Origin of the sequence: Mesorhizobium sp. M4B.F.Ca.ET.089.01.1.1 (genome assembly GCF_004022605.1) — a bacterium.
GTDB classification, from domain to species: Bacteria; Pseudomonadota; Alphaproteobacteria; order Rhizobiales; family Rhizobiaceae; genus Mesorhizobium; species Mesorhizobium abyssinicae.
Genome location: NZ_RZOS01000173.1, coordinates 1 through 11,318, shown reverse-complemented (window position 1 = coordinate 11,318; position 11,318 = coordinate 1). Strand labels below are relative to the sequence as shown.

The following is an 11,318-nucleotide window of genomic DNA, read 5'->3' as shown; positions in this document are numbered from 1 at the left end:
GCGCAGAACCCGCTAAACCAGACGGCTTCGGCGCTGGTCGACGCGCTGGCGTCGGACAATGGCTTGCCGCAGGCGTTTTCGACCCCCTCCGCGGGTTCCCAACCGCCCGGTTCTGTTGCCGTTCCGACACATATATTGAAGATCGAGCTTCACCCGGCCGAGCTTGGCATGGTCACGGCCAGCTTGCGGCTTTCCGGAGAGCAACTTTCGATCGAGCTGAAGCCCGAAACCCATGACGCACATCGTCGTCTCGCGGCCGACAGCGAGGCGATCGTCAAGTCCCTGCGCGGGCTCGGCTTCGACGTCGATAAGGTCACGGTACTGCAACCTTCGATAGCAACGCCAGCAGCCGCGCGCGTCGACGCCAACAGCTCGCTGCCGATGTCGCCAGGCCGCGAGCAATCCGCCTTTCAGCCCGGCAACTCGAGCGGCAACAATGCCGGCTCCGGCGGTCAGCAGCCGGGAAGGAACAACAGCAATGACACACCGGACAGCGGCCGCGCTGCTTCGCCTGCTCGCGAGCGCACTGGCGACGGCATGTTTATCTAGCGCCGCCATCAGCGCTGCGAGCGCCGCCGCCAACCCTTGCGAACCCGAGATCCTGCGCGCCGCCGACCGCTACGGCGTGCCGGCCGGGATTCTCTATGCCGTTGGCCTTACGGAGACCGGCAAGAGGGGCAGTCTTCAACCTAACGCTATGAATATAGAGGGAAAAGCCATCTTCCCGCGAAGCCGGGCCGAGGCCATGGCGACGTTCGAGGGCGCCCGCCGCGAGGGCAAGACGCTGATCGATCTCGGCTGCATGCAGATCAATCATCATTACCACGCGTCGCACTTTCGCAGTGTCGAAGACATGCTCGACCCGCGCCAGAATGTCGACTACGCGGCGCGCTTCCTGGTCAGCCTGCATGCCCGCCACATGACCTGGTCGATGGCGGTGGCCCGCTATCATGCCGGCCCCGACAACGACCCCGCGCAGAAGGTCTATGTCTGTCGCGTCATCGCCAACATGGTCGCCACCGGCTTCGGCAAATGGACGCCCAACGCCCGCTCATTCTGCAACCCATAGATGCACCTATGTTCCAAGGCGCACGGGGGCTTTCCGGCCTCCCGGCGCTTGCCGCATCGTTCAGCGCGGCGCGCGCCGATGCACTCCGGTACACCCCATACGACCGCGCTTATTTTCGGGTCCCCAAAAAACTCCCAAGAAAATAGCTACAAGAAATGACGGTTGTTCAGGATTCTCGCCACCGGTTACGCCTCCTTCCACGGGGCAAATGAGATGATTCGGAGGGCGGGCCGATGATCGTGATCGTTGACGAGCGTGAGCTCGTAACTGAAGGCTACAGCTCACTTTTCGATCGCGAGGGAGTCGCCAGCGCGGGCTTCGCGCCCAGCGAGTTCGGCGAATGGGTGAGCTCCGCGGCCGACACCGATCTGCGCTCTGTCAGGGCCTTCCTCATCGGCGACTGCCGCGAGGGCGCGATCTCGCCGCGCCAGATCCGCGACCGCACCGGCGCTCCGGTCATCGCGCTCAGCGAACAGCACTCGCTGCAAAACACGCTGCGGCTGTTCGAGAGCGGCGTCGACGACGTCATCCGCAAGCCGGTTCACATCCGCGAGATCCTGGCGCGCATCACCGCCATTCGCCGCCGGGCGCATGAGGACGTGACCTATACCGAAGTCGGTTCGATGCGCATCTTCATGGACGGCCGCGATCCCGAGATCGACGGCGAGCCGCTGCCTCTGCCGCGCCGCGAGCGCCGCATCCTCGAATATCTGGCCAGCAACCGCGGCCGACGGGTCACCAAGACCCAGGTCTTCAACGCCATCTACGGCATCTTCGACGAGGAGGTCGAGGAGAACGTGGTGGAAAGCCACATCAGCAAGCTGCGCAAGAAGCTGCGCGAAAAGCTCGGCCATGATCCGATCGATTCCAAGCGCTTCCTCGGCTACCGGCTGGTGTTCTGATGGCCGAAATCCGCGCCAGCCTCGCGCAAGACAAGCGGCATAGGCTCGCGGCCACTGTCATGGGCCCCACCGTCGTGGGTATTGAGGAGACGTTTCGATGAGCCTCTACGGAATGATGCGGACCGGCGTCTCCGGCATGAACGCGCAGGCCAATCGCCTGTCCACGGTCGCCGACAACATCGCCAACTCCGACACCACGGGCTACAAGCGCTCCTCCGCCGAATTCTCGACGCTGATCATGCCGGGCACCGGCGGCGCCTACAATTCGGGCGGCGTCACGACGACGATCCGCTCCGCCATCAGCTCGCAAGGCGTGCTGCAATACACCACCTCGGTATCCGACCTTGCCGTAAACGGCGATGGCTTCTTTGTCGTGCAGGATCCGAGCGGCACGCCCTATCTGACCCGCGCCGGCGCCTTCGTCGCCGACGCCCAGGGCAGGTTGGTCAATGCCGCCGGCTATCAGCTGATGGCCTACAGCTACGCCAATGGCGATCCGGCGGCGACGGCCAACGGTTTCGAGGGCCTGGAGCCGGTGCAGATCTCCGACCAGGAAATGACCGCGACGCCGAGCACCGAAGGCGTCTTCAGTGGCAATCTGCCGGCGGGTGCCACCCCGCCTGCGGGCGCCTTGCCGTCCAGCAACAGCGCGACGGCTGAATACACCTCGAAGTCGTCGCTGGTCGCCTACGACAATCTCGGCAACAAGGTGCTGCTCGACGTCTATTTCACCAACACCGGCTCAGGCGCCTGGGAGGTCTCGGTCTTCGATCAGTCCAAGGCCACGGCCGGCACGTCCTTCCCCTATACCGGGGGCGCGCTGGCCTCGGCCAACCTGACCTTCGACACCACCACCGGCAAGCTCACCGGCGCCACCACTGGCATCTCCTTCACCGTGCCGAACGGCTCCACCCTCGACCTCGACATGTCGAAGCTGACCCAGCTCGGCACCGGCTTCACGGTTTCCGAGGCCGAGGTCAACGGCAACGCGCCGAGCACGATCGAGAAGATCCAGATCGGCCAGGACGGCATCATCTACGCGCAGTATGAGGACGGCTCCACCAAGCCGCTCTACAAGATCCCGCTGGCCGACGTGACGAGCCCGGACCGGCTCACCGCCCTGCCCGGCAACGTCTACGCGCAGAGCACCGATTCAGGCGCGGTGCGCATCGGTTTCGCCAATGAAGGCAAGCTCGGTTCGATCGTCTCCGGCGCGCTGGAAAATTCCAACGTCGATATCGCCGAGGAACTGACCAACATGATCGCGGCGCAGCGCAGCTACACCGCCAATTCGAAAGTCTTCCAGACCGGTTCCGACCTGATGGATGTCCTTGTCAACCTGAAGAGATAACTGTCGGGCCCCGGCCCGTGAAAGACCCGCATGTCGCTGACCTCCGCCTTGAGCATCGCACAGTCGGCGCTCCTGACCACCTCTAAGCAGACCAGCATCGTCTCGCGCAACGTTGCCGATGCTTCCAATAGCGACTATGCCCGCCGCACGGCTGTCGTCACCAGCACGGCGCCGGGCGCCCGCTCGGTGGAGATCCAGCGGGCGGCCAACGACCTCCTGTTCCGGCAGAATTTGAGCGCCCTCTCCGCATGGAGCGGCCAGAGCGCGCTCTACAGCGGCATGGACCAGCTGGAGCTGGCCGTCAACGGCGTCGACAACGCGTCCTCGCCCTCGACCGCGATCGCCAATCTGCAGCAGGCGCTGCAGCTCTACGCGACGACGCCGTCCAACCAGAATCTGGGCGCCAGCGTCATCGACGCGGCCAGGGACGTCGTGCGCTCGCTGAATGACGGCACCCGGGCGATCCAGGATTTCCGCACCCAGACCGACGGCCAGATCGCCACCGCGGTCGATGACCTCAACAAGCTGCTCAGCCAGTTCCAGGACGCCAACAAGGCCGTCATTTCCGGAACCCGTTCGGGCACCGACGTGTCCGACGCACTCGACCAGCGCGACGCGATCCTGAAGAAGATCGCCGAATACGTCCCCGTCTCGACCTTCACGCGCGGCGACAACGACATGGTCATCACCACCACGGACGGCACGACGCTGTTCGAGACGGTGCCGCGCTCGGTGACCTTCACGCCCTCGTCCGGCTACACCGCCGGCACTCCCGGCAACACCATCTCCATCGACAACGTGCCGCTCTCGGCCGGCAGCGGCGGCAATACCAGCGCCGTCGGCAAGCTCGCCGGCCTGATCACCTTGCGCGACGGCGTCGCCGCCACCATGCAGAGCCAGCTCGACGAGACCGCCCGCGGGCTTATCACCGCCTTTGCCGAGACCTCCTCGTCGCAGCCCGATGCCGCCGGCCTGTTCACCTGGTCCGGCGCGCCCGCCATTCCCGCCGCCGGCACGCTGGTCGACGGCCTTGCCGGCTCGATCAGCGTCAACGCCGCCATGACCCCGGCGCTGCTGCGCGACGGCGGCGCCAATGGCGCTGCCTATGTCCTCAACACTTCCGGCTCGTCCTACGCCAACCTCCTGATCGCCTATGGCGACCGGCTCGACCAGCCGATGGCTTTCGATGCCGCCGCCGGTATCACGGCGACATCCAGCGTCGCCGACTATGCCGCCAACTCGATCGGCTGGTTCGAAGGCGTGCGCCAGCAGGCCTCGACCACCGCCGACGCCAAGGAGGCGCTGGCCACGCGCACGGCCGAGGCGCTGTCCAACGACACCGGCGTCAATGTCGATCAGGAAATGTCGCTGCTGCTCGACCTCGAACACACCTACCAGGCCTCCGCCCGCATGATGAAGACCGTCGACGACATGCTGGACGCCCTGATGAATGCCGTGGGATAATCGATGAAAGCGACAGCCGTCTCCTCAGCCGCAATATCCAACGCCATGCGCTACCAGCAGATACGCATGCAGTCCGATCTGGTCAAGGCGACGAAGGAGTCAACGACCGGCAAGGTCGCCGATGTCGGCCTGGCGCTCGGCGGGCGCACGACCCAGGCCGTGACCTTCCAGCGCGATCTCGACCGGCTGAACGGCATCATCGATTCCAACGCGCTGGTCGCCGCCCGGCTGACGTCGACGCAGGATGCGCTCGGCCAGCTCTCCGACGTCGCGCAGAACTTTCTTTCGGCCTTGACCAGCGCCGTGTCCGGCGATTCCTCGACCAGCATCACCCAGCAGGCCGGCGCGTCGGCGCTGCAGCAGATGACCGGCATCCTCAACACCAGCGTGAATGGCGAGTATCTGTTCGCCGGCACCAACACCGACGTCAAGCCGGTCGACGATTTCACCGCCGCCGGCTCGCCCGCCAAGGCCGCTTTCGACGCCTCCTTCGTCGCCTATTTCGGCTTCACCCAGAGCGACCCGGCCGCAGCCAACATCACTGCCGCCCAGATGGACGACTTCATCACCACCAGCGTCGAGCCGCAATTCCTCGGCTCGGGCTGGCAAGGCACCTGGTCGAACGCTACCGACGAGCAGATCACCAGCCGCATCGCGCTGAACGAGACCACGCAGACCTCGGTCAGCGCCAATGAGGACGGCATCCGCAAGCTCGCCATGGCGGCGGCGATGGTCGCCAACCTGTTCTCCGGCAACATCAGCGATGCCGCCAAGAACACCGTCGTCAGCCGCGCCCAGACATTGGTCGGCGAGGCCATCGGCGGCATCGTCCAGGTGCGCTCGGAGGTCGGCCTAACCCAGAAACGTGTCTCCGACGCCAGCGACCGCATGAAGACCCAGGTCGACCTGTTCGAGAAGCACATCATCGATCTCGAGGGCGTCGATCCCGCCGAAGCCGCGACCCGCATCGCCGACCTGACGCAGCATATCGAGACCTCATTCGCGTTGACCGCGCGCCTGCAGCAGCTCAGCCTGCTGAATTACCTGACCTGAAAACTTCCACCGGAACGGCAGAGCCCCGACGATGTATCAATTCTCCTACGCCGACATCCAGACCGACTCCGTCTCCGACGCCAAGGACCGCGAGCGGGAATTGCTCACCCGTTCGATCGACATGCTGTCGGCCGCGGCCGCGGTCGGGCAGGATTCCATGGAAGCGATCGAGGCGCTGCACTTCACCAACCGCATCTGGACCACCTTCGTCGAGGATCTCGGCTCCAGCGACAACGCCCTGCCCAAGGAACTGCGCGCCAACCTGATCTCCATCGGCCTGTGGCTGCTGCGCGAGGCCGAGGACATCCGCCAGGGCCGCACCAACAATTTCGAAGGCCTGATCGAAGTCTCCCAGATCATCCGGGACGGCATCCAATGACCAACACGCTGAAGATATCGCTGAAGCCGAACGAGAAGATCTACATCAACGGCGCCGTCATCCGCGTCGACCGCAAGGTCACAATCGAGCTGATGAACGACGTCCAGTTCCTGCTCGAAAGCCACGTCATCCAGGCCGATCAGGCGTCGACCCCGCTCAGGCAGCTCTATTTCATCCTGCAGGTCATGCTGATGAACCCGGCGAGCGCCTCCGAGGCGCGCGACATGTTCCGCCGCTCGCTGCCCATGCTGCTGGCGAGCTTCGAGGACGGCGAGATTTGCAGCGCGCTGAAGCAGATCGACCGCATGGTCGGCGAGGACCATGTCTATGAGGCGCTGAAGGCGATCCGCGCGCTCTATCCGCTCGAACGCCGCGCGCTTGGCGGCAATGACGATATTCCGGGCGCGGCGCGCCCGCTGGCCGTAGGAGCTTGATGCCGATGACCGTGGACATGACGACCACCATACCGACCGGTGCCAACTCGACCACCACGTCGACCTCGAAGACCGCGGTCGACTACCAGTCGTTCCTGAAGCTGCTCATCGCCGAGATGAAGAACCAGGATCCGACCAAGCCGATGGACTCGACACAGTACGTCGCACAGCTCGCCACCTTCTCGCAGGTCGAGCAATCGGTGCAGACCAACACCAAGCTCGACCAGATCATGCAGTCCTCGGCCCTGTCGCAGGCCGATGCCCTGATCGGCCGCTCGATCACCTCCGCCGACGGCAAGACGACGGGCACGGTGGCCTCCGTGCGCCTGGCCAGCAGCGGCCTCATCGCGGTGCTGCAGAACGGCACCGAAGTTCCCGTCACCTCGGGCGTTTCGGTCAAGGCGGCGAGCTAGAGCATGATGCCGAAAAGTGTGAAGCGGTTTTCGGGCGACATCATGCTCTATCTCTTTGATTTAGAGCCGGATTCAGATTTCAGGTCGACTCGACCTGAGATCATCCGGCTCTAGGCGACAGGCTTCGGTCACGACCCATGAACGAGGCCGACGCCCTCGATATCGTCCAATACGCGGTGTGGACGGTGCTGACCGCTTCCGCGCCGGTGGTGCTGGTTGCGATGGCGGTCGGCATCGGCATCGCGCTGATCCAGGCGCTGACCCAGATCCAGGAAATCACGCTGACCTTCGTGCCGAAGATCGTCGCCATCATGCTGGTGGTGGCGCTGACCGGCCCATTCATCGGCGGGCAGATATCGGCCTTCACCAACGTCATCTTCGAGCGCATCGAGCACGGCTTCTGACGCGGAACGCGGAGTGCCTGCTCCTTGCGCTCTCCTGACGGCTTGCGGGCAGCCCGGTTGCGGCTAGATTGTGATTTGCGCGGCGTGGGCGCCACTGGTCTCAGGCGGTCTTCGAAAATCATGGGGCAGACTAAACCGGCCGGCAGGCCATGTGCGGAATAGCCGGCGTCTGGCGAAAGCGCGACCCGATCGGCGCCGGCGACCTGTCGGACATCGCCCGCATGATGCAGGCGCTGGCGCATCGCGGGCCGGACGACCACGACAGCTGGAGCAGCAGCCGGCTCGCCCTGGGTCATCGCCGGCTTGCCATCATCGATCCCTCTCCCGCCGCCCGCGAGCCGATGCTGACCGCATGCGGCAAGGGCGTGCTCGCCTACAATGGCGAGGTCTACAACTACCGCTCGCTGCGCCAGACGCTCGAGACGGAAGGCTGTATTTTCCGCAGCGTCTCCGACACCGAAGTGGTTCTGCAGGCCTTGCATCATTGGGGTCCTGAAAAGGCGGTGCCGCTGTTTGACGGCATGTTTTCCTTTGCCTACTTCGACGCGCGCGACAACGCCCTGTGGCTCGCCCGCGACCGCCTCGGCATCAAGCCGATGGCGGTGGCCGAGACGGCCGAGCGGATCCTGTTCGCTTCCGAGGACAAGGCGATCCTCGCCAGCGACGGTTTTGGCCGCCGCATCGACGCGCGCGAGATCACCTTGCGGCTTGCCTGGCAGCACCGCGATTCGAGCTTCAGCCTGTTCGACGGCATCGAACGCCTGCCGCCGGCGGGCCTCTGGAAGATCACCGACGCCGGCATCGAGAAGCGCTGCTTCTGGCACGTCCTCGATGTGCTGGAGGCGGCGCGCATCACCGGCGATCGCATCTCCGACGACGAGCATATGGCGAAGCTCGAAGCGCTGATCGAAGACAGCGTCGATATCCATTGCATCGCCGACGCCAGCATCGCCACGGCCTGCAGCAGCGGCGTCGATTCCGGCCTGATCACAGCGCTGTCGAAGCGCTTCAGGCCGGAAATCCACGGCTATGTCGTCGACCCTCGGTTAGGCCGCAGCGAGGCGGAGAACGCCGAACGGACCGGCCGCCGCGCCGGCGTCCCGCTGCGCCGGGTGCCGGTCGACAGGAACCGGTTCTTCGAGCTCTGGCCGAAAGCGGTCTGGCACCTTGAGAGCGACGGCTGGCACGCAAGCCACGTCGGGCTTCTGGCGCTGGCCGAGCAATGCCGGGCCGACGGCGTCAAGGTTCTGCTGACCGGCGAAGGTGCCGACGAACTCTTCGGCGGTTACAAATGGCAGGCCGAAAGCATGCGGGCCTGGCAGGCATGGTCCTGGCCGGGACGGCTGTTCCGCTCGAAGCGCTGGCTCGATCGCAAGTTCGGGCGCCTGCGCCATGCGCCGTTCAAGACATCGACCGGCAACAGCTCGGCCTCGGAGCGCAATCTCGTGCTGAGGTCGCTATCGCCAGAGCTCAATTTCCTGCAGACCAGGATCTTCGACCGGCTTGAACCGGTGACGCCGCTCGGCGATCGCGCCTTCCTTGGATGCTGTCTCTACGATCTCTATTCGCATTTGCAGGACCTGCTCAACCGGCATGACCGGCTGAGCATGGCGGCATCGGTCGAGCTCAGGGTTCCCTTCATCGAAAACCGGCTGATCGACTTCGCGATCCATCTGCCGAAGCGTCAGAAATTGCGCGGCAGGACCGGCAAGTGGCTATTGAAGAAGGTCGCCGAAAAGCACCTGCCGCGCGAGAACGTCTACGCACCGAAGAAGGGTTTCGAAATCTCGTCCGGCTTCACCCAGGGCAGCCAGGGCCTGCTGCGCGGCGGCTATCTGCGCGACGCGCTGAAATGGCCCGCCGCCGCCGTCGAGGACCTTGTCGACCTGGCGAGGCGCGACGAGGCCTCGCGGCTACGCCTCGTCGGCATGGAACTGTTCCTGCGCCTTCATGCCGGCGGCGAAACGGCGGGCAACCTCACCCATGCGCTGCATGCCGCGGCCGCAGAAGCGTCTGGTTAAGCGGTTCGGCCCAACCGTACGCCCGGCGGGCGGTTGGTCCAAGGCGGCCAGACCATTGGCTTAGCCGCGTAACGACGCATTTTTGCCTCGCTATCCTGTTGTTGGAGCATAATCTTTTTCAAGCAACGGTCCGCCCCGCGTCGCCATGCTCCATCTCCGGAGAGGACATTCGCGGCGGCAGGCCAACGGCGTGTGAAGCGGGACAGCGCTGATGATCGATGACGAGCCGGACAGCGAACGCGTCTCGGCGCTGGCGCCGTTCAGCCACGGCATCTTCCGGGCCGTATGGTCGGCCAGCCTGGTGTCGAATTTCGGCGGTCTCATCCAGGGCGTCGGCGCCGCCTGGATGATGACCACGATCGCCACCTCGTCCTACCAGGTGGCGCTGGTCCAGGCCTCGACCACGCTGCCGATCATGCTGTTCGCGCTGGTCGCCGGCGCCATCGCCGACAGCTTCAACCGGCGCAAGGTGATGCTGGTGGCGCAGACCTTCATGCTGGTCGTCTCGGCACTGCTGACGCTGTTCACCTGGTTCGGCTTGATCACGCCGTGGACGCTGCTCGCCTTCACCTTCCTGATCGACAGCGGCACGGCGCTGAACAGCCCGTCATGGCAGGCCTCGGTCGGCGACATGGTGCCGCGTTCCAAGGTGCCGGCGGCCGTAGCGCTGAACTCGATGGGCTTCAACCTGACGCGCAGCGTCGGCCCGGCGATCGGCGGCGTCATCGTCGCCGCCGCGGGCGCCGCCGCGGCCTTCGCCGCCAATGCGCTGAGCTATATCGGCCTGATCATCGTGCTGTTTCGCTGGAAGCCGGAAATACCGGCGCAGACCTTGCCGCGCGAGACGCTTGGCGCGGCGGTGGGCGCCGGCCTGCGCTATGTCGCAATGTCGCCCAACATCGGCAAGGTGCTGGTCCGGGGCTCGGCCTTCGGCTTCAGCGCCGGCGCGGTGCTGGCGCTTCTTCCGCTGGTGGCGCGCGATGTCGTCAAGGGCGATGCCTTGACCTACGGCATCATGCTCGGCGCCTTCGGCATCGGCGCGATCGGCGGCGCGCTGATCAGCGTGCGGCTGAGGCAGTTGCTGTCCTCGGAGACGATGGTGCGCATGGCCTTTGGCGGCTTCGCCGTCTGCGCCCTCAACGCCGCCGTCAGCCTTCACGCCTGGCAGACCGCTCTCGGCCTGCTCATCGGCGGCGCCTGCTGGGTGCTCGCGCTGTCGCATTTCAACGTCACGGTGCAGATGTCGACACCGCGCTGGGTGGTCGGTCGGGTGCTCTCGGTCTACCAGACGGCGACCTTTGGCGGCATCGCGCTGGGCAGTTGGGTCTGGGGCGTCGTCGCCGACGCGCACGGCGCCGAGACCGCGCTGATCGCGGCCAGCATCACCATGCTGGCGGGTGGCGCCATCGGCCTCGTCCTGCCCTTGCCGCAGCATGCGGTGCTCAACCTCGATCCGCTCAACCGCTTCAAGGAGCCGCATCTTGGGCTCGACCTCAAGCCGCGCAGCGGCCCGATCGCCATCATGATCGAGTACATCATCCGCGACGAGGACGTGCCAGAGTTCCTCGCCACCATGGCCGAGCGCGGCCGCATCCGCCGCCGCGACGGCGCCCGCAACTGGACACTGGCGCGCGACCTGGAAAATCCATCCGTGTGGATCGAGCATTACCACACGCCGACCTGGCTGGAATATATCCGCCACAACAGGCGGGCGACCCATGCCGACGCCGTCGTGGGCGAACGCATCCGGGCATTGCACAGCGGCGGGGAACCGCCGCATGTGCGCCGCATGATCGAGCGGCCGACCACCGCCGGCACCGCCCTGGTC

The 11,318-nt window shown here is 65.4% G+C and carries 12 protein-coding genes; all 12 read left to right on the top strand.

Annotation, left to right across the window (positions count from 1 at the left end):
- Positions 1-135: 135 nt before the first annotated feature.
- Complete coding sequence (locus EN780_RS17595) at positions 136-549, top strand: flagellar hook-length control protein FliK (protein ID WP_245499999.1); 414 nt, start codon at positions 136-138, stop codon at positions 547-549.
- Positions 479-1,069, top strand: coding sequence for a transglycosylase SLT domain-containing protein (locus EN780_RS17590; RefSeq protein ID WP_245499997.1), 591 nt, complete (start codon positions 479-481; stop codon positions 1,067-1,069). The genes EN780_RS17595 and EN780_RS17590 overlap by 71 nt, the downstream gene beginning before the upstream one ends.
- A gap of 233 nt (positions 1,070-1,302) precedes the next feature.
- Positions 1,303-1,971, top strand: a complete 669-nt coding sequence (locus EN780_RS17585; RefSeq protein WP_128274838.1) for a response regulator transcription factor — start codon at positions 1,303-1,305, stop codon at positions 1,969-1,971.
- 97 nt (positions 1,972-2,068) lie between these two features.
- Positions 2,069-3,322 carry a flagellar hook protein FlgE gene (locus EN780_RS17580; protein WP_126058473.1) on the top strand — a complete coding sequence of 418 codons (1,254 nt, stop codon included), beginning with the start codon at positions 2,069-2,071 and terminating at the stop codon, positions 3,320-3,322.
- Between the two features lie 30 nt (positions 3,323-3,352).
- Positions 3,353-4,786: a flagellar hook-associated protein FlgK gene (flgK, locus tag EN780_RS17575; RefSeq protein WP_128274837.1), complete on the top strand. Its 1,434-nt coding sequence runs from the start codon at positions 3,353-3,355 to the stop codon at positions 4,784-4,786.
- 3 nt (positions 4,787-4,789) lie between these two features.
- Entirely contained in the window at positions 4,790-5,839 is a 1,050-nt protein-coding gene (locus tag EN780_RS17570; RefSeq protein WP_128274836.1) for a flagellar hook-associated family protein, read from the top strand.
- A gap of 31 nt (positions 5,840-5,870) precedes the next feature.
- The gene (gene flaF / locus EN780_RS17565) at positions 5,871-6,218 is read left to right on the top strand and encodes a flagellar biosynthesis regulator FlaF (protein ID WP_127286503.1); all 348 of its coding nucleotides are present in this window, start codon (positions 5,871-5,873) and stop codon (positions 6,216-6,218) included.
- Complete coding sequence (gene flbT / locus EN780_RS17560; RefSeq protein ID WP_127310922.1) at positions 6,215-6,652, top strand: flagellar biosynthesis repressor FlbT; 438 nt, start codon at positions 6,215-6,217, stop codon at positions 6,650-6,652. Before flaF ends, flbT begins: the two co-directional genes overlap by 4 nt.
- 5 nt (positions 6,653-6,657) lie before the next feature.
- Positions 6,658-7,065 (top strand): flagellar hook assembly protein FlgD, encoded by a 408-nt coding sequence (gene flgD / locus EN780_RS17555; protein ID WP_127310921.1) that lies wholly within the window; start codon positions 6,658-6,660, stop codon positions 7,063-7,065.
- 137 nt (positions 7,066-7,202) lie between these two features.
- Positions 7,203-7,469, top strand: coding sequence for a flagellar biosynthesis protein FliQ (gene fliQ, locus EN780_RS17550; RefSeq protein ID WP_126058467.1), 267 nt, complete (start codon positions 7,203-7,205; stop codon positions 7,467-7,469).
- 149 nt (positions 7,470-7,618) lie between these two features.
- The gene (asnB, locus tag EN780_RS17545) at positions 7,619-9,490 is read left to right on the top strand and encodes an asparagine synthase (glutamine-hydrolyzing) (RefSeq protein ID WP_128274835.1); all 1,872 of its coding nucleotides are present in this window, start codon (positions 7,619-7,621) and stop codon (positions 9,488-9,490) included.
- Positions 9,491-9,701: 211 nt separating this feature from the next.
- Positions 9,702-11,318: MFS transporter (locus EN780_RS17540; protein ID WP_133372634.1), on the top strand; the 1,617-nt coding region annotated here is incomplete at its 3' end.